Source organism: Ciceribacter sp. L1K22 (assembly GCF_017599385.1).
Lineage (GTDB): Bacteria > Pseudomonadota > Alphaproteobacteria > Rhizobiales > Rhizobiaceae > Allorhizobium.
This window is the reverse complement of record NZ_JAGFPK010000001.1, coordinates 1,189,402-1,211,081: the sequence shown is the minus strand read 5'-3', so window position 1 is coordinate 1,211,081 and position 21,680 is coordinate 1,189,402. Positions and strand designations below refer to the sequence as shown.

Below are 21,680 nucleotides of genomic sequence, written 5' to 3'. Positions count from 1 at the left end.
CAGTCGTCAGACCGGGAGACCGATTGCCTCTCGCGCCATGAGGCATTCCGGGTCGCCGGGCATGCAGTCGCGGCAGACGATGGGGCGGACGGTATAAATTGTGCAGCCGACGCATTTGCCGAGTTCGCCGTTGAGCGCGACGCAGCGGCCGTTTTCGAACTTCATGCCGGAGAGATCGGTGGCGACCATGGCTTCCGGGATCGCGTCCAGCTGTTCGTCGGTTTCCAGCGAGAAGCGCGGCCAGTCTTCGGAGTAGGCGCAGCACGCGCCGCAAGCCTGGCAGTCGTAAATGTCGGGCGATGGGCTTTGCGGCATGGCGGTCAGCCCCGCCTCTTGTCGCCGCGCAGCAGATTGTGGGCGAAGATGGCGGTGAAGCCGACCATGAAGAGGCCGGTGAAGACGGGGCCGGCGTCGACCGACATAAGGTCCATCATCGCACCGGTCGCGCCTGAGCCGGCCGCGCTGCCGATCGCGTAGGAGAGCGCGAAGACGGCGCTGCCGGAGACCAGCAGGCCACTCCGGAACCGCTCGCCAAGCAGTGTCAGAGCTGCGGTATACAGCGAGAAGCTGGCTGCGCCGAGCACCGAAATCGTGACGAGCAGCGCGACTTGCGATGTCATGAACGGCAAAACGAGAAAGGCGGCCGCTGTCAGCAGCGAGCCGACGACGGCGATGACCGGTCGCGAGACGCGGTCGAGCAGCCAGCCGACGAAGGGCTGGGCAAGCGCGGTCGGCAGCGCCACCATGGTAACGACATAGGCCGCGAAGTTCTGGGAATAACCGCGCTCGACGAAATAGAGCGGGATCATGGAGATCGCGGCGATATCCGAGAAGCCGAACGCGAGCACCATCAGAGTCAGAACGGGGGCGAGCTTGACGAAGGTGACGATGCCACCGGCTTCCGACGCCTCCGGCTTGGTGCGCGCGTAGCGGCCGAGCATGACGGAGGCGAAGGCGACGAGGGCGACATAGGCTGCGGTGAGCGCGAAAGCGAAGCCATCCTCGATGCCAATCAACGGAATGGCGAGCGGCCCGGCCGCGAAGCCTGCGCACATGCCGGCGCTATAGGCTCCGGAGACTCGGCCGCGGAGGCGGTCGGGACAGGCGGTGTTCAGCCATGCCTCGCTGACGGTGTAAATGATCGAGGTGCAGAAGCCGAGCAGGAAGCGGGCAACGAACCAAACGGCGAGGTTGTCGAAGAGCGAGAAGGTCGCAAGCGCCATCGAGACGCCGCAGAGCGCGGCCACGATCAGTCGGTCACCGCGTATCGTCTGCGTCAGCCGGCCGATCAGAAGCGTCGAGGAGGCAAGACCGAAGGCGAAGACGGAGGCGTTGAGGCCAGCCATGGTCGACGACACGCCCCGGCTTTCGAGCAGCAGCGAAATCAGCGGATAGGTCAGCCCCTGCCCCACGGCAAAGGCCGTGACGCCAAGGATGACCACGGCGATCGCCGCCCAGTCGGGCGCGAAATCCTCGGCGAGTGCGGAGGCCTGCATGTTGAACCTGCCAGAAACGAGAAAGCCGGCTCAGCCGGTGGCCTCCGGTCTATCGGAGCAGGCCCGGGAAGTCGAGAGGCGGCCTATTTGGCCTTGACGACGATGTTCTCATCCATCAGGCGGAAGACGTGCCGTGTCTGGCGGATCGCGATGAGCGTCAGCACGGCGGCGAGGCCGAGACCTGACCAGTAAAGCCACAGTGCCGCGGTGCTGCGCGTCATGTCTGGCGCAATCAGCGAGAGCGAGGCAGCAAGCAGCGACGGTAGTGCCAGAAGGAATGTCGACACCACCTGTCCGAGGAGCGGGTGGATGCCGTAGCCGGTGTAGAAGACCGGCACGCTTCCGACCACCTCTTCGGCTGCACGCTTTGCCTCCCGGGCATAACGCATGCCGCGTTCGGTATAGATCAGAATGACCACGAGGCAGAAGCAAAGCGCCAGCGGCAGCACCACCACCGCATCTGACAGGGCCACAGGCACGTCCACCACGGGGAGCTTGAGACTGGTCTTTTCGCCGCTCGCCTTGGCATTGATCGCGACGAGCCTCCGATAGGCGTCCACCGTTTGTGCCTGCGGCTCGCCGAGCTTCAGATCGCGATGGGCCAGTTCCCGCAGATAGGCATCCGGGCCGCTCTTCCAATCTCCGGACTGCAGCCATGCGACCCAGAGCGCATGGGCGAGATCGCGCTCTCGTGCGGCCCGTCCGCGATCGGCGAGCGGCCGAATGATATCCAGCAAGGCGACCTGCCCCTCGGCAGCTTCCGAAAGGGTCACAAGCTCCGCCGAACGGGACAGCAGTTCGGCCTGCGGCTCCCGCGCGATCCAAAGCAGCCGCGCAGCATCCTCCATCCGCAACCCCTCGACGCTGTCGGCAACGAGCAGGGTTCCGAACGGGAACTCGGCGGTCTGCAAGGATTTTTCGTCACTCTGAAATGGCGCGGGTCCATGCTGCGCATCAACCGCATTATAGTACTGCATGGCCAGAAGCCAGTTCAGGGCATTGTTGACCGCCACTCGGTTCTCAACGTCGGTGAGCGGCAGCTTTGCGACATTGGCGCTGATGCGGGTCAGCAAGTCCCGTGCGGCGATATGCCGGGCGCGCAACAACCGCAGCGCCTCGGCCTCCGTTGCCGTGTCGGTGTCTGCAACAAAAAGAGCCGATCGAAGCGCGACCGCGACGTCCTCGGCGGGTCGAAGCAGCGGATCATGACGCTCAATGATGGCCTCGGCGTCCCGTCGCTCCTTGCCGATCGCCCGATACTCGAAAAAGCTCGTGAGAGCGACGATCGCCGTCAGCACCCACATCAATAGATAATAGGCGTTGGCTTGCGAAAAACCCTGTTCGGCTGCCTCTATCCGTTTCAACCCGGCTCCCCCTGCCCAAGCAGAGGAACTCTAGTTGAAATTACAAAGGATCACAACCGCTGGAGCTGTGCAATCCGGTCGATCACGCGTCGCCGGGCGAGCGGGCCCAGTCCATGTAGAGTTCCAGCGCCTTGCGGGTGACCGGGCCTTCCTGCAGTTCGCGCGCATCGAGCTTCGTCACCGGCACGACCTTGGAATAGTTGCCGGAGGTGAAGATTTCGTCGGCATCCATGAAATCGGCGACCGTCAGCGTGCATTCGCGGACCTCGAAGCCGGCCTGGCGCAGCAGGCCGATGATGCGGGCGCGGGTGATGCCGGAGAGAAAGGTGCCGTTCGGCATCGGCGTCATGACGACACCGTCCTTGACCATGAAGATGTTGGAAGACGCGGTCTCGGCGACATTGCCGTTCATGTCGAGCGCCAGGGCGTTGTCGAACCCGCGATTGCGGGCCTCAATGATCATGCGGCCGGAATTCGGGTAGAGGCTGCCGGTCTTGGCCGCGGTCATGGCGACCTCCGGCGACGGACGGCGGAACGGCGAAACCGTCAACGACGAGGGCTTGGCGGTGTGCATCGGCGCCTCGAACAGGCAGAGCGCGAAGCGGGTCGAGTCCGGATCGGCGGCAACGACGGAGAACGGAGCGCCGTGCTCGGCCCAATACATCGGCTTGATGTAGATCGCGGTCTTGCCGTCGAACTTCTTCACGCCGTCCCAGGCGAGCGCCTCGATCTCCTCCGGCGTCTTGACCGGCTTCATGCCCATGTTGACGGCGGAGCGGTTGACGCGCTGGCAATGCAGGTCGAGATCGGGTGCGATGCCATCGAACCAGCGGGCGCCGTCAAATACCGTCGAGCCCAGCCACATGGCGTGCGAGGTCGGCCCGATCAGCGGTGGATTTCCGGTCACCCAGTCGCCATCGACATAGGTCCAGGTGGTTGAGCGGGGCGCGGTATCAACAGCCATGTCAGGGTCTCCAGGAAAAACATGCCCGGCAGCAAAGCCAGCAGGATCGCTGCGGTCAAGGACAAACCCTCCTACGCCCTCATTTGGCAAGAAAGCAACCGCGTGCCTTTCGCCCGCGCAAGAATTTTCCGGCAAATCAGAAGCTTGGCTGATCGGTCGATCAACTAAAGTGATAGGCGGCCCCTCTTCGCCGGGAGGATCGGGCATGCGATACTGGAGCCGAAAAGACGTGTGGCGCAACCCACGACGCCGCGAGGATCGCATGCCATGACCCATTCCGCCTATGTCTTCGACGCCTATGGCACGCTGTTCGACGTGCACGCCGCGGTGCGGCGCCACGCGGAGAGGGTCGGTCCGGACTATGTGCGTTTGTCGGAGATGTGGCGGGCCAAGCAGCTCGAATACTCCTGGGTGCGGGCGCTGATGGGAGCCTATGCCGACTTCTGGCAATTGACGGAGGAAGCGCTCGACCATTGCCTCGACCGGATGCCGTCGATCGACCGGGGCCTCAGGGCCGATCTGCTGAAAGCCTATTGGGTGCTAGACTGCTATCCGGAAGTGCCGGCGGTGCTGCGCGGGTTGAAGGCGCGCGGCGCACGGATCGCGATCCTCTCCAACGGCTCGCCGAGCATGCTGGCGGCCGCAGTCAAGAACGCGGCGTTGGACGCCGTGATCGACGACGTGTTTTCGGTGGATGATCTGAGAACCTACAAGACGGCACCCGCTGTCTACGATCTGGTGGCGACGAGCTATCGCGTTTATCCAAGCGCTGTCTCCTTCCAGTCATCGAACCGCTGGGACATTGCGGGTGCAAGGAAGTTCGGCTTCCGCACCGTCTGGATCAACCGCACCGGCATGCCCGACGAATACCGCGACCTGCCGCCGGACCTGATCCTGCCATCGCTCGACAGCCTGCCGGAGCGCGCCTGACATGCCTGGATGGTCGGCGGCGCAGTATCTGAAGTTCGAAGACGAGAGGACGCGGCCCGCCCGCGATCTCCTTGCACAGGTGCCGCTTGGCGACGCCGAGGTCGTCTGGGACATGGGCGGCGGTCCGGGCAATTCGACGGAACTGCTGGTGGACCGGTTCGGTGCCGAAGCTGTGCGGGGCCTCGACAGCGATGACGACATGCTGGAGAAGGCGCGGAAGCGGCTACCGGATGCCGGGTTCGACAAAGCGGACCTGTCGACCTGGCTGCCGCCGGAACCGCCGGACCTTCTATATGCCAATGCCGTCTTCCAATGGCTGCCCGATCACCTCGGCCTGCTCGTCCGCCTGATGAAGGAGCTGAAACCGGGTGGCGTGCTGGCAATCCAGATGCCTGACAATCTTGGAGAGCCGAGCCACCTCGCCATGGAAGAGACGGGCCTGGCCGGGCCGTGGTCCGCAGCCTTTGCCGGCGGGCGCATCCGGCGGGCCCACCTGCCCTCGCCGGCTGAATACATGGATGCGCTGACGCCTGTCTCCTCCCGGGTGGATGTCTGGCACACCATCTACTATCACCCGATGGCGAACCCGCAGGCGATCGTCGAATGGGTCAAGGGCACGGGCCTTCGTCCGTATCTCCAGGCGGCCGGAGCGGAACACGAGGCGGGCTTTCTCGCCGACTATTCCGCACGCATCGCGAAGGCCTATCCTCCCATAGCGGACGGACGTTCTCTGCTCAAATTTCCCCGGCTTTTCATCGTGGCTATCAGGCGCTGAAAGGGCAACGTCCCCGACATCGGGGAATGTCGGAGACGAGCGGAAAGACTGCGGGGGATCAGTCCTTCAAGATATTGGGCTTGATCAGAGCCCGGACGCCCTGACGGGGCGGCGGATGCGGAGCGGCAAGCCTCTTGCAGGAGAGACCGGCGATGTGCGGGTCACGGGACCCCCAACTGGAGGCTCGTCGGTCCTCGGCCGCAGATGGGGTCCTTTGGCGACCAACCCGCGCGCTGCAGGCAAGAACGGCAAAATGGCAAGCAGTCTCATGATCGCTTACGCCGCAAGCTTCAGGCGGTCGACCAGATCGTCCACGGCCTTGGGCGGCAGGGACGGACGGACGGCAAAATCCATGACAGCCTCGAAGACTTCCGGAGGGGCACCTTTGCGCATGGCGCCAAGCAAGGCCGCTCTCTCCGCGGGATTCATCGCCGGGATCATGATGCGCATGAAGGCCATGTTCTTTTCCGGCGACATGGAGCTGACGATCCGCATTTCGACAGCCGCGAGATCGGCGTCGGAAAAATGCTGCCACAGCATAGGCGCCGTCTGCGTCTCTTCCTCGTGCATGTGGGCGAGGTCTTCTGCGATGTAGGCCGCGAAGGCGAGATAGAGCTTGCGCCCAGCGGCACGCCTTGCAATCGGGATCGCCCTGCTGACGCAAACGGCGAGCTTCTCGAGATCGGCGAAGGCTTCCCGATGCTCATCGTGCTGGTCGTCGACGGTTCCCGTCGAAACACCCCGGCCCTGCAGGACAGTATGGATATTGTCGTCCTCGTGGACCACATGGGAGGCGGCAAGCATCAGGTAGGTCCTGAGGTCGCCGAGCACAGCCTCGCATTCGTCCGCGTTGTCGAAGTCGGTCGAGCCGAGGCGACACAGGAGGTCACATCCGGCCTTTCGGAGACCTTTGTGAACGGCGCCATAGAGGTCATAGCGACCGTTGAGATCCGGTATGTCGGTAAGCGATATGTGATGGGTCATGGTCTTGCTGCCTTTTTCGGTTGCAGCCGTCCCGTTGACGGCCAGCGATCGGCGGCTGAATAGACCTGTTGTGTGGCGCACGCTTCCTAAATGCTTCCTAATCGTCTCGCGCTTCTGCTAAAAGCTTCCTAAGTATTTAAAGTTGTTCCGGGAGAATCGAATTGCTCTCATCCGATATTGTGGCCTTCATCGAAGGCAGGGTGATGATGCTGTTTGCCACACGCGACGAAGCACATCGACCGATGATCGGACGCGGTTCCGGAGCCCGATTTGACGCGGCCACGGGGCTCGTCTCCGTCCTCGTCTCGTCAAGCCAGTGGCCGCGCGCGGTGGCAAACGCCCGCGCTGGCCTGCCGGTCGCGACCACCTATGTCAATCCGGAGACATATCACGCCTACCAGATCAAAGGCGTGATTACCGAGACACACCCGGCCGACAGCGCCGAAAGCGAATGGGGCGCACGCTATGTCCGCGAGCAGCTGGAGCTGATGACCTCGGTCGGCGTCAGCCGGCTGCAGCTTTCCAGCACGCTCAGCGATCGCGATCTCGTCGTCGTGACCTTCCGTCCACTCGACATATTCCGGCAGACCCCGGGTCCCGGCGCAGGCCAGAAAATCAACGCGAGAGGAGAAGCGGCGGCATGATTCCGCTTTCAACCATTCGCGACAGCTTTGAGGGTGTCATTCCCTCGATCATCGCGACGACCGACCGGTATGGCGTGCCGAACGTCTCCTACCTCTCCCACGTCTATTATGTGGACGAGCAGCATGTCGCGCTCTCGAACCAGTTCTTTTCCAAGACAGCCGACAACGTCGCGGCGAACGGGCTGGCGACGGTCATGGTCGTCGACGGCCTAACCGGCCAGCAGCATATCCTCGATCTCGTCTTTTCCGGTTCCGAAGACAGCGGGCGCATCTTCAATCAGGTGGAACGCCATCTGGCGCTGCTTGAGCAAGGCATGAGCCATGTCATGAAGCTGAAGGCGGTCGATATCTATCGGGTCGAGGACTGCCGGCCGGTGCCGGCGGCTCATCCGCTGGAACTTCCCTCACAACTGGAGGCGGGCCGTGATCACATCTCCCAGACCGCGAGGCTGACCCAATGCCTGAGCGAGGAAAGCGATCCGGAAAAGCTGCTCGACTGCGCGCTGGAAGGACTGGAGGAACTCTTCGGCTTCCGCCACAGCATGGTGCTGGTGCCTGACGAGAGCCGCTCGCGGCTGACGACAATCGCCAGCCGGGGTTACGAACAGTTCGGCTTCGGGTCGGAAATCGCCTTCGGCGATGGGGTAATCGGTCTGGCGGCGAAGGCCATGGAACCTGTCAGGGTGACCGATTTCAGTCGAGGACGCCGCTACGTGGCGGCGGTTCGGGCCATGTCCGGATCCGAGGGAGGCGTGCATATCCCGCTGCCGGCGCTCCCTGCTCCGCTGAGCCAGCTCGCCGTGCCGATGTCGGCGCAAGGCAGGCTGATCGGCGTCTTGTTTACCGAATCCGAGAAGGCCTTCACCTTCCGCCACGCCGACGAGCAATCCTTGCGGGTGATTGCCGCGCAGCTCGCGCTCTCGCTTTCCTACGCCATGAACGAACGGGAGCGCCAAGAGCCGGAGACGGGACACGCCGCGCCGTCGGCACCGATCCATGCGGGCGGCAAGAGCGTTGTGGCACTCCGCTTCTATCCCCGCGATGCATCGCTTTTCGTGGATGGCGAGTATCTGATCCGCGGCGTGCCGGGGCGGCTGCTCTGGCACATGCTGGAACAGTACTCGACAAGCGGGCGCCAGGACTTCCTGAACCGGGAGATACGGCGCGACAAAAGCCTGCAGCTACCGGATTTCAAGGACAATCTCGAGACACGCCTCATCCTGCTACGCCGCCGGCTGGACGAGAAGGGTGGGCCGATTCGATTGACCCGCCCGGAGCGCGGTCGGATGCGGCTGGAGGTCGACGGTCTGCCGGAGCTGCAGGTGGTCGACACCTAGGAACAGCGCAGCACGATCGACTGCGCAAACAGAGAGACATGCATGAGACGACTTGGCTTCATCGGGACGGGCGCGATCTCGACCTACTTTATCGAGGGACTTCTGGCTGCCGGCCACCGCAATCCCATACTGGTATCGCCGCGGTCGGAAGATCTCTCGCTGAGTCTCGCCGACCGGTTCGAAACGGTGACACGCGCGCGGTCAAATGCCGAGGTGTCCGAGGAGAGCGACATCGTGTTTCTCGGCGTGCGCCCGGCACAGGTAGAAGAAGCATTGCAGGATGTTCGCTTCCGGCCCGGTCAGATCGTCTGCTCGTTCATAACGGGGCTGAGGCTTCCCGAACTTGGCGGTATCGCACCCTCCTCGACCGTCTGCCGCGTGTTACCCCTGCCCGCCATCGCCACCCGCAAGGGACCGGTCGTGCATTTCCCCGCGGTGCCTGACATCGAGCGACTGATCGCGCCGTTGGGCGACGTCGTCATACCACATTCTGAAGACGAACTCGTCGCCATGGGCAGCGCGAGCGGCTTCATGTCCACCTACTTCGAAATGCAGGAAAGCCTCGTCACCTGGCTCGGCGGCAAGGGTGTTTCGGAGGAGGCGGCGAACCTTTACGTGCGGTCGATGCTTTCAGGCCTTGCGGAAACCGGGTTGGTGTCGACAGAACCGCTTCTCGGGCTGGCGGACGAGCACGAAACCAAAGGCGGGCTGAACGAGCGCACGCGCCGTCATCTTAGGGAAAACGGCTGGTTCGACCAGATCGCAAAGGCGCTGGACTCGGTGCGACAGTTTTCACGGTCGGAGCTCCAGTAGACTGCAACCGGGACAGACCGCAAAAAACCGCCAGGGTGTTAGCCCCGGCGGCCTTTCATTCGATGCAATAAAAATCAGACGAACTGGCTGAGACCAGGAACCGAGGCGACGACTTCGTCGACGACGTCCGAACCGGCATATTCGCGCGCAGCGGCAATCGTTTCCTTGGCGAGCGCGGTGATTTCGCCCATGCCGAGACCCTGGGACATCAACTGCTGGCCGAGGCCCATGATGCCGCCGCCGCCGATCGCGCTCATCAGGCCGCCGAGAAGACCGGAGCCGGAGCCTTCGCCGTTGTGCTTGGCAACGAGGTCGATAGCGCCGGGAAGCGATTCGATCATCTTGGCGACCGGACCGTCGGCGGCCTCGCGCTGAAGGAAGCCAAGCATCATGCCCAACGCCTTTTCGGCGACTTCGGGTTCAAGGCCGACATTGTTGGCGATGCGGGTGACGAGTTCGTTCATTGGGCCCTCCTGGCGCATTATTTGACGTTAACGTCAACGTAATTGATTTTCCCGGTCGCGACAAGCCGCCACCACGTTCGCCACAGGCAATCCCCACAGCCCGTGAATGGACGCGGCTGTTGTTATCGGTGGTTTACACAATCCTTATAAGAGCACTACGATGATTCAATGAAAAGATGGAGTTGGCGCCAAAACGACGCGGCGCCGCCTACAAACGTCCAGGAGGACCGGGACCAGATGCTCGTCGACGGCAAGATCTTTCTCGGCACCAGCCGCAATCCGGACGAAAGCCTGAACAAGGGCGAATATCTCGACCTCAAATACGCCAACCGCCACGGGATCGTGACAGGCGCCACCGGCACGGGCAAGACCGTGACGCTGCAGGGCCTGGCCGAGAGTTTCTCGAACGCCGGCGTGCCGGTGTTCTGCGCCGACATCAAGGGCGATCTTTCCGGCATCGCGGCGATGGGCGAACCCAAAGACTGGATCACCGCGCGCGCGCAGCAGATCGGCCTCACGGAATGGCAGCCGCAGGAGTTCCCGGTCATCTTCTGGGACCTGTTCGGCGAAAAGGGACACCGCGTTCGCACCACGATCGCGGAGATGGGGCCGTTGCTGCTCGCACGGCTGATGGATGCCTCCGAAGCGCAGGAGGGTGTGCTCAACATCGCCTTCAAGATCGCCGACCAGGGTGGACTGGCGCTTCTCGACCTGAAAGACCTCCAGGCCCTGCTCAACTACATGGCCGAACATGCAAGCGAGCTTTCCGGGCAGTTTGGACTGATTTCCAAGGCTTCCGTCGGCTCGCTGCAGCGAGGACTGCTGGTGCTGGAGCAACAGGGGGCGGAACAGTTCTTCGGCGAGCCGGCGCTGTCGATCACCGACATCATGCGAACCACACCGGATGGGCGCGGCGCCGTTTCGGTGCTCGCCGCCGACAAGCTGATGATGAACCCGCGGCTTTATGCGACCTTCCTGCTCTGGCTGCTGTCGGAACTGTTCGAGGAACTGCCGGAAGTCGGCGATCCCGACAAGCCGAAGCTCGTCTTCATTTTCGACGAGGCGCATCTTCTGTTCAACGATGCGCCGAAGGTACTGATCGAGCGGGTCGAGCAGGTGGTCCGGCTGATCCGCTCCAAGGGCGTCGGCGTCTATTTCGTCACGCAGAACCCGCTCGACGTTCCGGAAACCATTCTCGCGCAGTTGGGCAATCGCGTGCAGCACGCCCTGCGCGCCTATACCCCGCGCGAGCAGAAGGCGGTGAGAACGGCTGCCGACACATTCCGTCCCAACCCCGCCTTCGACTGTGCCACGGCCATCACCACGCTCGGCATCGGCGAGGCGTTGGTCTCGACGCTGGAGAGCAAGGGCGTGCCCTCAATGGTCGAGCGTACGCTGATCCGCCCGCCGGCGGGCCGTGTGGGCCCGATCACCGATGCCGAACGGCAATCGGTCATGAATGTCAGCCCCGTCGCCGGCCAGTACGACAAGGATGTCGACAGGGAATCAGCTTTTGAAATCCTCACGCAGCGCGCTCAAAAAGCTGCTGAAGCAGAGGCGGCCAAACGCGCGGCCGAGGAAAAGGCCAGCAAAGACGACAGTGCTGCCGGTCGCTGGACCCTGCCCGGCTTCGGCAACGACGAGGGGCCATCTCAGCCGAGTTCGAAAACCTCCACCAGACGATCCTACCAGCGCGAGACGGTGGTGGAGGCTGCCATGAAGAGCGCCGCCCGTTCCGTCGCCAATTCGCTCGGACGAGCGATCGTGCGTGGCATTCTGGGTAGCCTGAGGCGCTAGGCCAACCGGCCGCCTCACGAAGGGAGAGGAATGGTCTACCTCATCTACGGCGCTGCCGCTCTGGCCGAAATCGCAGGCTGCTTCGCCTTCTGGGCCTGGCTCAGGCTGGATAGGTCCGCGTGGTGGATCATGCCCGGCGTGGCGTCGCTGGCGCTGTTCGCCTACCTGCTGACCCTTGTTCCGGCCGAAGCTGCCGGCCGCGCCTATGCGGCATATGGCGGGATCTACATAGTCATGTCCCTCGCGTGGCTGTGGCTGGCGGAGGGCCAGCGGCCCGACCGGTTCGATATCGGCGGCGCGCTGATCTGCCTGGTGGGCGCTTCGATCATACTGCTGCCATCCCGCGGTTGATCTTGCCCAGTGAAAGCCCCACCCTTTGACGGTAGGTCTTGCAAATTTTCCGTATATACATAAATTATGGAAATCGTCTGGGACGAGCCGAAGCGGCTCGCGAATATCGACAAACATGGCCTCGACTTCGCGGACCTGACACTGACGTTCTTCGAGAGCGCGGTCGTTATTGCCGCAAAGCGGAGCCGGTTTCAGGCGATAGGACGCCTTGCTGACGGAACAATAACGGTGATCTTCGCTCGATTGGGAACGGAAGGACTTTCTGTGATTTCAATGCGACCGGCCAAGGCGACGGAAAGGAGATTGCTTCCATGACTCGAAGTAAGGAAATCCTGAGCGCATTTCAGGAGGGGCGCGGATACAGCCGTACAGATTGGGACGACGTCTCCGACAACCCGGAAGCAACCGATGAACAGCTCGCGCAAGCGCGGCCGTTCCGCGAGGTGTTTCCCGATCTGGCGGAGAAGATCGACCGAAAGCTCGGTCGGCCGAAATCGGACAATCCCAAACGGGCGATCAGCATCCGGCTTGACGCCGAGGTGGTCGAGCGTTTCAAGGCCACCGGTGAAGGCTGGCAGTCGCGGATCAACGAGGCGCTGCGCAAGGCGGTGGGGCTGTAAGTTCCGCGATTCGAGGTGATGCGAAGATAGACGGCGTCCGAGAAAAAACTGGACACCTTCATCTCCAGCTTCCATCGTCCGATCTCCGATGGCGGGAACAGAAACCTGCCGCCCCCATTCCAACCCCGGCCGCTCATGTCTCCCGTCCTCCGCCGCATCATCTATGTCATCACGTATGAGGGCCTTGCCATCCTGTCGAGCGGGCTGATCCTCATGGCATTGGGGCATCAGGGTCTATCGGCCGGCGTCGCCGCCGTGGCGTCTTCGGCAGTCGCGATGGCCTGGAATTTCGTGTTCACGACACTCTTCGAGTGGTGGGAGAGCGGCAATCCGGTGAAGGGACGGTCGACGAAGCGCAGGGTGGTGCACGCCCTGCTGTTTGAAAGCGGCCTGACCATCGTGCTCACCCCGGTGCTGGTTCTGGCGCTCGGCGTTCCGGTACGGGAGGCTTTTGTTACAAATGCCGGCCTGCTGCTCTATTTCCTGGCCTACACCTATATCTTCAACCTTGGCTTCGACCGGATTTTCGGCCTGCCGGAATCGGCTCGCCCACGACACACCTAGGCAAGCCACCTACCCAATCCCGCTGGTCACCGACGGGATGATGACAGTGTGGGGTCGCGAGCGGGAAGCCACGCCGCTTCGAACCAACTGAAATATATCACCCCGTTTCCTTGCTTTTGGAAGCCAAAGCGACTATCTTTGGGTCATCGAAGATTTGTTGCGACCTTTGCCTACGCGTCCAGAACGCTCCGTCAGATTTCCTTCAACGTCGATCTTGCCGGGAGAATGTCTCTTCCGGTGCACTACAAACGATTGAAAGGAGATCGTTATGCAGACTGGTACCGTAAAGTGGTTTAACACGACCAAGGGTTTTGGTTTCATTCAGCCGGACGAAGGTTCTACCGACGTATTCGTTCACATCTCTGCCGTTGAGCGTGCAGGCATGCGCCAGCTCGTCGAAGGCCAGAAGATTTCGTACGACATCGTCCAGGACAAGCGTTCGGGCAAGAGCTCTGCGGACAACCTCCGCGCGGCTTAATTTGTCATTCGCCACTGCTGACCACGGATGTACTGGCAGCGAAGGCTAGAGTGACATTGGAGAGGTCGGGGTAACGCCCGACCTTTTTGTTTCGTGCGGCGCCCCCCGCCGCGTTCCCAAAGATCGAGACAAGGGGATTTCCCCGGAAAGGACGAAGATGCAGGTCCTCGTCAGAGACAACAATATTGAACAGGCCATGCGGGTTCTGAAGAAGAAGCTGCAGCGCGAGGGTGTGTTCCGCGAGATGAAGGCGCGCTCGTCGTACGAGAAGCCGTCCGAGCGTCGGGCTCGGGAAAAGTCCGAGGCGATCCGCCGTCAGCGCAAGCTGGCTCGCAAGAAGATGCAGCGCGAAGGCCTGCTGCCGAGCCCGCGCAAGAGCGCCAGCCGCTAAGGTGCCACGACTGACGGTCCCGCATCTCGGCTTTGCCGATCGGGTGCCGACAGCATGACAATCCGGTTCGAGGCGGATGCGCCTCCCGGAACCTCGGAACGACAGGAGAAAGCGGAATGACGATTTCCACGGAAACCGAGATCGAAACAAAAGCCAAGCCGACGCGCGTTTCGCCCCGTGACAAAGCAGCGGCAACAGACGATGCAGCCTGGTCGATCATCAATGCCGAAGCGGCGGAGCGTGAACGGAAGACGGAAGCACTTCGCGCTGCACGACTGAAGCTTGAGGCGGAAGCCCCAGCCGCCGAAGAAAAGAAGGTGCGCAAGACGCCGGTCCGGCGGACTGTCGCACGCAGCCGCAGCCAGCGGTAATCCAGGGCTGAAGCAAGTTTTTTTCAAGCGGCTTGAAGCGATGCCCGGCCAGTCGCCGGACACCGCGGTTTGGCCGTGACTATTTCGCGGGCTTTACGGAGGCGAGAATCGCGACGAAATCGTCGAGATGCTTTTCCTGCTCTTCCTTGTTGCCCCAGTAGGTCATGATCACGATCTTGCCGGGCGTCGGAGCAAAGATCGTCACGCCGACGTTGATCGCGCCGCTCTCGTCCTCGCCTTCCCATTCGATCGTCGAGACCTTCATGCCGTTGATCTCGTTGTCGCTCTCGCCTTGAGACTTGGGATCGACGGTGACGCCGTTGTCCTCGAGGAAAGCGAAGATATCCTCGATGATCTTGTCCATCGACTTTTCGTCGGCGACCTCAAAGGAAATGTAGACGGCCTCGTCTTCGGATACGGCCTCGATGCCGTGGTCGATCTCGGTCGGAGACCATTTGTCGGGAATGGTAACGGTCGCGACCGGCGCGTCGTCGGAGGGAAGATTCAGGGTTGCGGCAAAGCCGGATACCGGCAGCGCGAAAGCCAGCATGGCGGCAAGGAGGATCGATTTCACGGAGTGTCCCCAGAGTTGAAAACAAGCGACGAGGCTTCGTCGCGCACCAAGCTCTAGCGGAATCCATTAGAAAATCGAGCCATCCCGATATGAATCAGCCTATCAACCCAAACAAAGTCGGGCCGGCGTCGCCACCGGCCCCTTCTCCTTTTTAGCGCGACCCTGATGTCAGGTTGAAATAGGCTCCCTGCGGGTCCTGGCATGCGGCGATCCATGATCCACCCGGAACCTGATGCGGTCCCATGAGGACGTTGCCGCCGAGTTTCTCGACCTTTGCCACAGCCGCATCGATCGCGGGGACGATAAAGTAGAATCCCCAATAAGGCATCGGCATTTCAGGACGCTTGGTCATCATGCCGCCAATGCCGCGGTCACCGAGCTTGAAGGTCTGGTAGATGCCCATGGCATCCATATCGACCGCCATGTCCTTTTCCCAGCCGAAGCGCGCGGAATAGAAGTCCCAGGCCTTTTCCCAGTCGCCGGCCATCAACTCGTTCCAGCCGACCGTGCCAACGCTTCCCGGCTGCGGCCATTCGCCGGTTCCGCCCTCCGGCATCTGCGGCGTCATGATGCAGACGACCGCGCCTTGCGGGTCGGCAACCACCGCGAAACGGCCGATGCCTGGAATGTCTTCCGCCGGGCGACAGATGGTGCCTCCAGCCTTTTCATAGTCGGTGACCATCGCATCGACGTCGTCAACGGCGATGTAGCCAGTCCAGTTCGGCGGAACGACCTGTTCCTTCATATCCGGCATCAGCGGCATCATGCCTGCAACGCCGGAGGAAAAGCCCGGCAGGGTGAAGCTGGTATAGGTGAAGCCGGGCATCTGCGTTTCCTCGGTTCCCCAACCGATCAGCTCGCAATAAAAAGCCTTCGCTCCTTCGGGGTCGGGGGTCATCAACTCATGCCAGATAAAACTGCCGTGCATTGGCGTATCTCCGTTATTATTCGTTCGAGCGGCCTCAGCGTACCCTCTTCATTTCACTCGTCATGAAAGTCTGGAAACTACCGTCCTCTTTGCGGACGCTGCCCGAAAAGGTGCGGCGATCATCATCAAGGAAGCTGATGACATCCCGATAAACGCAGGTCTTCGACGAGTCGTCGAAATCCGGGCCCTCAGCTTCGAGCGTGAGGGTCTGGCCGTCGGCCTCCACCCAGCCGCGGTAGATCCAGAACTTGTCCATCATCGACCCGATCCAGCTTCCGACATACTGGCCAGCCGATGGATCGTATCCGAGGGTCATGATCATGGTGGCACGCTCACCGTCCGGCATGCATCCACCACCCTCGGCGATGAACCAGAGACCACCAATCGATCGTACGTTTTCCGTCCAGCGCTTTTTCGGATCACCCGGATCGTAATCCGGCTGGGTGTTGGTCGAGGTCACGAGCCAGTCGCCAACGAGGCGCTCGAGAAAACGATGCTCGGCGCGGGGTTTCGACGATTCCATCATAGTCTTTGCTCCCAGAACATTGTCATGAGTGGCAGCACGACGCCGCCTGGGGCTTCACCTCGTACTCGTCCTTGCGCTTCACGAAGCTCAGCGTACCCGTCTCGTTGCGGCCAAGAGGCGTATGGTCGAGCATCATGAGCGCGCCGAGAGCCTCCTCCCCTCCCCGTGCATACTGCGAGTAGGTATGGAAGATCTCGCCCATTTCGTTCCGATAGAAGGCGGACATGCCCGGCAGCTCGTCATGCGCCTGCTCGCGCGGCGTCTGGCGAAAATTGTAATCGACCGAACCGGAGGCCAGCTGCTCGGGCGTGAAGGAGACGTGGTAGTCAAAATTGAAGTCGCTGCCATAGGAGGAAACCCAGGGGAAATGCCAGTTCATGCGGCGCTTGTAGGCCTCGATCTTATCGAGCGGCGCACGCGATACCGTCAGCAGCGTCACGTCGTGATTGTTGAGGTGCGGCAGCATGCCGTCAACATGATCGGCGAAGAACGAACATCCGGGACATCCGGCATCCCAATCCGGCCCGAACATGAAATGATAGACGAGCAATTGGCTACGGCCGTCGAAGAGATCGGAAAGCGACCGCCGCCCCTGCGGCGTATCAAACATATAGTCCTTCTCAACCCTCACCCAGGGCAGTTCCAGCCGCTCGGCTCTCACGCGATCACGCAGACGCGTGACCTCTTTCTCGCGGGCAAGAAGCACCTTGCGCGCCTCCAGCCACTCCTCCCTCGAAACCACAGCATTCATGGCCTTCCTCCTCATTTCTTTGCGCTTGACATTTACGTTGATATCAACATATTTGAGGCATGTCAAATCAGCCGATGATTCCCTATTCGACGACGATCCATGTGAAGGACACCTGCCTGTGCCTGCATGCGCAGCGGGCGGCACGGGTGCTGGCGCGTCGGTTCGATGTCGCGCTGAAGAGTCTGGGGCTGACCAACCAGCAATTCTCACTGATGATGTCGCTGAACCGCCCGAAGCCGCCATCCATGGCGCCGGTTGCGCGACTTCTGGCGATGGATCGCACGACACTGACGGCAGCGTTGAAACCGCTGACGAGCCGGGGCTGGGTGGCGGTAGATCCCGATCCGGAAGATCGTCGCGGGAAACTGCTCAAGCTGACGAGCGCAGGAATGGCGGTGCTGTCGGCGGCGCTGCCGATCTGGACCGACACGCACAGGGAAATCGAAGCCGAGCTGTCGTCGGGAAATCCGGACTCCCTTCGCCGCGATCTTCTCGAGCTCGGCGCACCTGAACTTACCCGCCCCCGCGCCGCCTGACGCCTGAGCAACATCCGAAATTCGCATCGCCGGCCGGCACCTTCTCTCCGCTCTCGATCCGTCGAGGGTGGAGAGAAGGCTTTTTTTTATACGAACCGCCTGGACAGGCGGGCATCTCCGGAAACCATCTCGCTGACGGAGAAACCCACGAGCCGGCGCGGAAACTCGCACAGGGCCTGAACCGATGCCGAACCAAGACGGATGCGCCAGGTCTGGCGTTCGACCGGCTCTGGCGCGGCAAAGCCCTTCGCCGTCAATAGCGCGAGATTTCGCCCACCGCGTGGATCGCGAACCGACTGGTAGGGGATCGCCTCGATATCCGCGTCCCGTGCGGCGTCGGCGAGCGCCTGACAAGCGGTGTAGTCTGTCGGATGGTGCCAGTGGGCCGCATCCCTGTTCAGGGGCGCCAGCGTCAGGTCGATCGCCCTCTTGGTGTCGACCGACGCCGAAAACGCCGTGTACTCCGCGGCATTGGCCGGCAAAGGAGTGGAGGGCGACTCCGCATAGAAGAGAAGGCGATAGAAGATCATTTCGGCCAGCGCGGTCTCGACGGCAGCGGCGGCGTAAAAGACACCCGGGGTCCGCCCTGCCTTCCGGAATCGGGAGCCGTGCGGATAGACCGAGCCATAACGGAACGGCGTGGCGAGCAGGTAATCGAGGCCTGCACATTCCGGCGGGACCGACGGTTTGGTCTCCTCCAGCAAGGTTTCCAGCAGGGATTGCTCCTCGACGCTGTCGACGAGTTTCATGGTCGAGACCTGATGCTGCGCCTCGACGAGCCGCCAGAACGCACCAGCCAGCGGATGCGCTTCAGACGAGAGCGCGGCGGGCGTCCAGGTATCCAAGGACATCGACCAGGCCGGTTATGGAGGAGATTTTATCGAGCGGTGCTGCAGCCAAAGCGGTATTGGAGCCGCGCAGCCAGGCTTTGGCGACCGCCTCATCGCCACCGGTCACGGCATCCAGCGAACGGAACAGGCGGATGAAAAGCAGGGCCAGCTCGAAAGGCTTGGTGCCGCGCTCCAGCAGGAAGTCCAGCCGCTTCATGCGCGAGACGGTGGCTTCCGATACACCGATAACGGCTGAGAGTTGCCGTGCCGAAAGGCCCAGCCTGTCCGCCGCCGAGACAACGGCCTTGGTGACCGTCGCGCCTTCCGTTGCCGGAATTCTCACCTGATCTGCTGAATGAAGCATGACTAATCCTTTCCTGAGAAAGAATATAGGGAAAAAATCATCCACAGACAAGATCAAGGTAAAGGCCGGCTCGGAAGCCGGCCTTCGGGCGGTGGATCAAGGAGAGATCAGAGCACCGTGACCGGAACTTCGGTCGAGGTGCGCATGACATGGCTGTACGGGCAGACGATGTGGGCGGCAGCCGCGAGACGTTCCACCAGCTCGCGTTCCAGACCCGGAATTTCGACAGAGATCTTCACTTCGATCCCGAAGCCCTGACCGTCGTCGCGCGGACCGATGCCGACATCGGCATGAACCTTGGCATCTTCGGGGATCTTCACCTTTTCCTTGCCGGCGACAAACTTCAGGGCACCGAGGAAGCACGCCGAATAGCCGACGGCGAAAAGCTGTTCGGGATTGGTGCCGGTGGCGCCGTCGCCGCCGAGTTCCTTCGGCGTCGTGAGCGTGACGTCGAGAACACCATTGTCGCTGGCACCATGGCCGGAGCGGCCGCCGGTGGCGTGACCATGAGCAGTATAGAGAATCGGCATTGCTGAACTCCTTGTTTGCGGTGATGATTTAAATTACATAATGCAAAATTAAATTGTGCGCAATATATTTTTTGAACGATTGCGCCGAGCCACTTGAATTGCAACAATACGAGGAATGCGGAGATCGACATGACCGACAACCAGAAGTGCCCCGACACCAAGGTGACGCTGGACCAGCAGGTGTGCTTCGCCATCTACGGGGCGGCACATGCCTTCAACCGAACCTACAAGCCTCTGCTTGAGCCGCTGGGCCTCACGTACCCGCAGTATCTCGTGATGATGACGCTCTGGGAAAAGGACGGACTGACGGTAAAGGAGATCGGCGAGAAGCTCGGCCTCGACTCCGGCACGCTCTCGCCGCTTCTGAAGCGCCTGGAACAGGCCGGACGGATAGAGAAGCGGCGCGCCGCCGACGACGAACGGCAGGTCCTCGTGACCTTGACCGAGGGAGGCCGGGCATTGCAGCCGGAATCAGCGCGGATCATGCAGGCAATCGGCGCCGCAGCCGGCTGCCCCGTCGGCGAACTCGTGGAGTTGCGCGAGAGGCTGAAAGCGCTGACGAGCAACCTCGAGAATGCCGGGCTCGCTACTGGCGAACGATGATGCGGGCCTTGTTCGGCACGCGATCATAGAGATCGATGATATCCTGGTTCATCAGGCGCACGCAGCCGGACGAGACCGCCTTGCCGATCGAATTCCATTCCGGCGAGCCGTGCAGACGGTAGAGCGTGTCTTCGCCGCCCTGGAAAATATAGAGCGCACGGGCGCCCAGCGGATTGTTCAAGCCTGGCGACATGCCGCCGTTTTCCGCCGAGTATTTCGCAAGCTCGGGCTGTCGCGCGATCATTTCCGTGGGCGGTGTCCACTTCGGCCACTTCTGCCGCCACTGGATCACACCCTCGCCCCTCCAGGAAAAGCCCTGACGGCCAATGCCGACGCCGTAACGCATCGCCGTGCCGCCCGGCTCGACGAGATAGAGGAAGCGGCGCGGCGTATCCACGACGATCGTGCCGGGACGCTCGCCCGTCGGATCCACAACCCGCTGGCGATAGAAACGGGGCTCGATGCGCTGATAGGGCACGGCCGGAATGACATAACCGCCATCGAAGGTCTCGCCATACATCGCGTCGAGTTCCGGCGAGCGACCGCCGGCAAGCGGAGCTGGGCGCGGCATGCCGTCACGATAGGTGATCGTCGTCTGCACCGGACCGCGCGATGGATAGGATGATGCGCAGCCGGCCAGCAGGCTGGCGGCACCGACGGCGGACAGAGACAAAAAGCTGCGGCGCGAAGAAGAAAAGGACGACGTCATGGGCTTGGGGGAACCTCGTGAAAACCGGAAGGCGTGAAATCATAAATGCCGCAATTATGGCAATGTTCCGCCCCGCCATCGCCCCTTTCCGCAATGCAGCAGGACGGTGGCAAACTTGCAACAGGCATCGCCACGGCGATCATGGCGCGTGTCCGTGAAGATTCCGTATCAGCGGAGGGAAGTCGCTAGATAACGACGATGGGCGCCTTGTCGCCGACCCGGTCGTAGAGGTCGATGACGTCCTGATTGAACATGCGCACGCAACCCGACGACGTCGACTTGCCGACCGACTGCCAGTCCGGCGTGCCATGCACTCGGTACAGCGTGTCCTTTCCATCCTGGAAGATGTAAAGCGCGCGGGCTCCGAGCGGGTTGTTCAGTCCAGCCTCGAGGCCACCCTGCTCCGCGCCGAAGGGTCGCAAATTCGGCTGGCGCTCGACCATCTCGCCGCTCGGGGTCCAGCGGGGCCATTTCTGCTTCCACTGGATGATTCCGCGGCCGCTCCAGGCAAAGCCGTCACGGCCAAGCCCGACGCCATAGCGCATGGCCTTACCATCGGGCTGTACGAGATAGAGGTAGCGCGCCCTGGTGTCGACGACGATCGTGCCGGGCTTCTCGGCGGTCTGATAGGCAACCTCCTGCCGCAGCAGGCCCGAATCGATCCGGGTCAGCGGCAGCGCGGGAAGCGTGCGGTCATCATCGCGCAACTCGCCGTACATGATGCGATGCATCGGGTTGGAAACGGGCAACCCGTAAGTCTGATGGAACTGTGTCTGATAGAGCTCGCGGCGCTGCGGAACAGGCTGCACCGGTGCCGGCTGGACGCGAGCAGGCTCGTACCATACCGGCGCCACCTCGTCCTGGAACACCTCGATGTTCATGCGACTGGTATCCTGGACCAGAATGCAGCCCGACAAAGCCGAGGCACAGACCAGGCTGGCGAACAGAGCAATACCCTTGCGAACACGCTGAAAATCGAAATCCAT

At 62.0% G+C, this 21,680-nt stretch carries 30 protein-coding genes; 15 read left to right on the top strand and 15 right to left on the bottom strand.

Annotated elements, in window-relative coordinates; genetic code table 11:
- Positions 1–6 precede the first annotated feature (6 nt).
- From J5J09_RS05965 to J5J09_RS05950, 4 genes are all read right to left on the bottom strand, one after another.
- On the bottom strand, positions 7–315 hold the full coding sequence (locus J5J09_RS05965; protein WP_208548765.1) for a YkgJ family cysteine cluster protein: 309 nt from the start codon (positions 313–315) through the stop codon (positions 7–9).
- 5 nt (positions 316–320) lie between these two features.
- A complete protein-coding gene (locus J5J09_RS05960) occupies positions 321–1,496 on the bottom strand; it encodes an MFS transporter (RefSeq protein ID WP_208548764.1) in 1,176 nt (391 codons plus the stop codon).
- An 83-nt stretch (positions 1,497–1,579) separates the two neighbouring features.
- Positions 1,580–2,860, bottom strand: coding sequence for a hypothetical protein (locus J5J09_RS05955; RefSeq protein ID WP_208548763.1), 1,281 nt, complete (start codon positions 2,858–2,860; stop codon positions 1,580–1,582).
- Positions 2,861–2,942: 82 nt separating this feature from the next.
- Entirely contained in the window at positions 2,943–3,824 is an 882-nt protein-coding gene (locus J5J09_RS05950) for a branched-chain amino acid aminotransferase (RefSeq protein WP_208548762.1), read from the bottom strand.
- Between the two features lie 267 nt (positions 3,825–4,091).
- Here J5J09_RS05950 and J5J09_RS05945 point away from each other — a divergent pair, with 267 nt between their 5' ends.
- Both J5J09_RS05945 and tam read left to right on the top strand, forming a co-directional pair.
- Complete coding sequence (locus J5J09_RS05945) at positions 4,092–4,754, top strand: haloacid dehalogenase type II (protein ID WP_208548761.1); 663 nt, start codon at positions 4,092–4,094, stop codon at positions 4,752–4,754.
- 1 nt (position 4,755) lies between these two features.
- Positions 4,756–5,529, top strand: a complete 774-nt coding sequence (gene tam, locus J5J09_RS05940) for a trans-aconitate 2-methyltransferase (protein WP_208548760.1) — start codon at positions 4,756–4,758, stop codon at positions 5,527–5,529.
- 276 nt (positions 5,530–5,805) lie between these two features.
- On the opposite strand, the gene J5J09_RS05935 is transcribed toward tam, so the two are convergent.
- Entirely contained in the window at positions 5,806–6,513 is a 708-nt protein-coding gene (locus J5J09_RS05935; RefSeq protein ID WP_208548759.1) for a hypothetical protein, read from the bottom strand.
- A 161-nt stretch (positions 6,514–6,674) separates the two neighbouring features.
- Between J5J09_RS05935 and J5J09_RS05930 the strand changes: the two genes are divergently transcribed.
- From J5J09_RS05930 to J5J09_RS05920, 3 genes are read left to right on the top strand one after another with little or no spacing between them, the layout of a single operon-like run.
- Positions 6,675–7,157 carry a hypothetical protein gene (locus tag J5J09_RS05930; protein ID WP_208548758.1) on the top strand — a complete coding sequence of 161 codons (483 nt, stop codon included), beginning with the start codon at positions 6,675–6,677 and terminating at the stop codon, positions 7,155–7,157.
- On the top strand, positions 7,154–8,494 hold the full coding sequence (locus J5J09_RS05925) for a GAF domain-containing protein (RefSeq protein ID WP_208548757.1): 1,341 nt from the start codon (positions 7,154–7,156) through the stop codon (positions 8,492–8,494). The genes J5J09_RS05930 and J5J09_RS05925 overlap by 4 nt, the downstream gene beginning before the upstream one ends.
- Before the next feature lie 42 nt (positions 8,495–8,536).
- Positions 8,537–9,307, top strand: coding sequence for an NAD(P)-binding domain-containing protein (locus J5J09_RS05920; RefSeq protein WP_208548756.1), 771 nt, complete (start codon positions 8,537–8,539; stop codon positions 9,305–9,307).
- 74 nt (positions 9,308–9,381) lie between these two features.
- Here the strand turns inward: J5J09_RS05920 and J5J09_RS05915 are convergent, their stop codons facing one another.
- Positions 9,382–9,771 (bottom strand): hypothetical protein, encoded by a 390-nt coding sequence (locus J5J09_RS05915; protein WP_208548755.1) that lies wholly within the window; start codon positions 9,769–9,771, stop codon positions 9,382–9,384.
- Between the two features lie 237 nt (positions 9,772–10,008).
- On the opposite strand from J5J09_RS05915, the gene J5J09_RS05910 reads away from it, so the two are divergent.
- The 8 genes from J5J09_RS05910 to J5J09_RS05875 all read left to right on the top strand — a co-directional run bounded on the left by J5J09_RS05910 (position 10,009) and on the right by J5J09_RS05875 (position 14,343).
- On the top strand, positions 10,009–11,568 hold the full coding sequence (locus tag J5J09_RS05910) for a helicase HerA-like C-terminal domain-containing protein (protein ID WP_208553129.1): 1,560 nt from the start codon (positions 10,009–10,011) through the stop codon (positions 11,566–11,568).
- Between the two features lie 30 nt (positions 11,569–11,598).
- On the top strand, positions 11,599–11,919 hold the full coding sequence (locus tag J5J09_RS05905) for a YnfA family protein (RefSeq protein ID WP_208548754.1): 321 nt from the start codon (positions 11,599–11,601) through the stop codon (positions 11,917–11,919).
- 66 nt (positions 11,920–11,985) lie between these two features.
- Positions 11,986–12,234: a BrnT family toxin gene (locus tag J5J09_RS05900; protein WP_208548753.1), complete on the top strand. Its 249-nt coding sequence runs from the start codon at positions 11,986–11,988 to the stop codon at positions 12,232–12,234.
- Positions 12,231–12,539, top strand: coding sequence for a BrnA antitoxin family protein (locus J5J09_RS05895; protein ID WP_208548752.1), 309 nt, complete (start codon positions 12,231–12,233; stop codon positions 12,537–12,539). Before J5J09_RS05900 ends, J5J09_RS05895 begins: the two co-directional genes overlap by 4 nt.
- Positions 12,540–12,674: 135 nt before the next feature.
- The gene (locus J5J09_RS05890) at positions 12,675–13,103 is read left to right on the top strand and encodes a PACE efflux transporter (RefSeq protein WP_208548751.1); all 429 of its coding nucleotides are present in this window, start codon (positions 12,675–12,677) and stop codon (positions 13,101–13,103) included.
- A 268-nt stretch (positions 13,104–13,371) separates the two neighbouring features.
- Complete coding sequence (locus J5J09_RS05885) at positions 13,372–13,581, top strand: cold-shock protein (protein ID WP_208548750.1); 210 nt, start codon at positions 13,372–13,374, stop codon at positions 13,579–13,581.
- 157 nt (positions 13,582–13,738) lie between these two features.
- The gene (rpsU, locus tag J5J09_RS05880) at positions 13,739–13,972 is read left to right on the top strand and encodes a 30S ribosomal protein S21 (RefSeq protein WP_208548749.1); all 234 of its coding nucleotides are present in this window, start codon (positions 13,739–13,741) and stop codon (positions 13,970–13,972) included.
- A 116-nt stretch (positions 13,973–14,088) separates the two neighbouring features.
- Positions 14,089–14,343 carry a hypothetical protein gene (locus J5J09_RS05875; protein WP_208548748.1) on the top strand — a complete coding sequence of 85 codons (255 nt, stop codon included), beginning with the start codon at positions 14,089–14,091 and terminating at the stop codon, positions 14,341–14,343.
- 79 nt (positions 14,344–14,422) lie between these two features.
- Here the strand turns inward: J5J09_RS05875 and J5J09_RS05870 are convergent, their stop codons facing one another.
- The 4 genes from J5J09_RS05870 to J5J09_RS05855 all read right to left on the bottom strand — a co-directional run bounded on the left by J5J09_RS05870 (position 14,423) and on the right by J5J09_RS05855 (position 17,122).
- Positions 14,423–14,917: a histidine kinase gene (locus tag J5J09_RS05870; RefSeq protein ID WP_208548747.1), complete on the bottom strand. Its 495-nt coding sequence runs from the start codon at positions 14,915–14,917 to the stop codon at positions 14,423–14,425.
- Between the two features lie 151 nt (positions 14,918–15,068).
- Positions 15,069–15,845, bottom strand: coding sequence for a VOC family protein (locus tag J5J09_RS05865; protein ID WP_208548746.1), 777 nt, complete (start codon positions 15,843–15,845; stop codon positions 15,069–15,071).
- A 34-nt stretch (positions 15,846–15,879) separates the two neighbouring features.
- The gene (locus J5J09_RS05860) at positions 15,880–16,368 is read right to left on the bottom strand and encodes a DUF1579 domain-containing protein (protein ID WP_208548745.1); all 489 of its coding nucleotides are present in this window, start codon (positions 16,366–16,368) and stop codon (positions 15,880–15,882) included.
- 25 nt (positions 16,369–16,393) lie between these two features.
- Complete coding sequence (locus J5J09_RS05855; protein WP_208548744.1) at positions 16,394–17,122, bottom strand: thioredoxin family protein; 729 nt, start codon at positions 17,120–17,122, stop codon at positions 16,394–16,396.
- 59 nt (positions 17,123–17,181) lie between these two features.
- Between J5J09_RS05855 and J5J09_RS05850 the strand changes: the two genes are divergently transcribed.
- On the top strand, positions 17,182–17,658 hold the full coding sequence (locus tag J5J09_RS05850; RefSeq protein ID WP_208548743.1) for a MarR family transcriptional regulator: 477 nt from the start codon (positions 17,182–17,184) through the stop codon (positions 17,656–17,658).
- 86 nt (positions 17,659–17,744) lie between these two features.
- Here the strand turns inward: J5J09_RS05850 and J5J09_RS05845 are convergent, their stop codons facing one another.
- The 3 genes from J5J09_RS05845 to J5J09_RS05835 form a co-directional block, all read right to left on the bottom strand.
- Positions 17,745–18,509 carry an RES family NAD+ phosphorylase gene (locus tag J5J09_RS05845; protein WP_208548742.1) on the bottom strand — a complete coding sequence of 255 codons (765 nt, stop codon included), beginning with the start codon at positions 18,507–18,509 and terminating at the stop codon, positions 17,745–17,747.
- Complete coding sequence (locus tag J5J09_RS05840) at positions 18,469–18,852, bottom strand: MbcA/ParS/Xre antitoxin family protein (protein ID WP_208548741.1); 384 nt, start codon at positions 18,850–18,852, stop codon at positions 18,469–18,471. The genes J5J09_RS05845 and J5J09_RS05840 overlap by 41 nt, the downstream gene beginning before the upstream one ends.
- Before the next feature lie 107 nt (positions 18,853–18,959).
- Complete coding sequence (locus J5J09_RS05835; RefSeq protein WP_208548740.1) at positions 18,960–19,382, bottom strand: organic hydroperoxide resistance protein; 423 nt, start codon at positions 19,380–19,382, stop codon at positions 18,960–18,962.
- A gap of 129 nt (positions 19,383–19,511) precedes the next feature.
- Between J5J09_RS05835 and J5J09_RS05830 the strand changes: the two genes are divergently transcribed.
- The gene (locus J5J09_RS05830; protein WP_208548739.1) at positions 19,512–19,985 is read left to right on the top strand and encodes a MarR family transcriptional regulator; all 474 of its coding nucleotides are present in this window, start codon (positions 19,512–19,514) and stop codon (positions 19,983–19,985) included.
- Here J5J09_RS05830 and J5J09_RS05825 read toward each other — a convergent pair.
- Entirely contained in the window at positions 19,969–20,694 is a 726-nt protein-coding gene (locus J5J09_RS05825; RefSeq protein WP_208548738.1) for a L,D-transpeptidase, read from the bottom strand. The two genes, J5J09_RS05830 and J5J09_RS05825, sit on opposite strands and share 17 nt — an antisense overlap.
- 185 nt (positions 20,695–20,879) lie before the next feature.
- Positions 20,880–21,680, bottom strand: coding sequence for a L,D-transpeptidase (locus J5J09_RS05820; protein ID WP_208548737.1), 801 nt, complete (start codon positions 21,678–21,680; stop codon positions 20,880–20,882).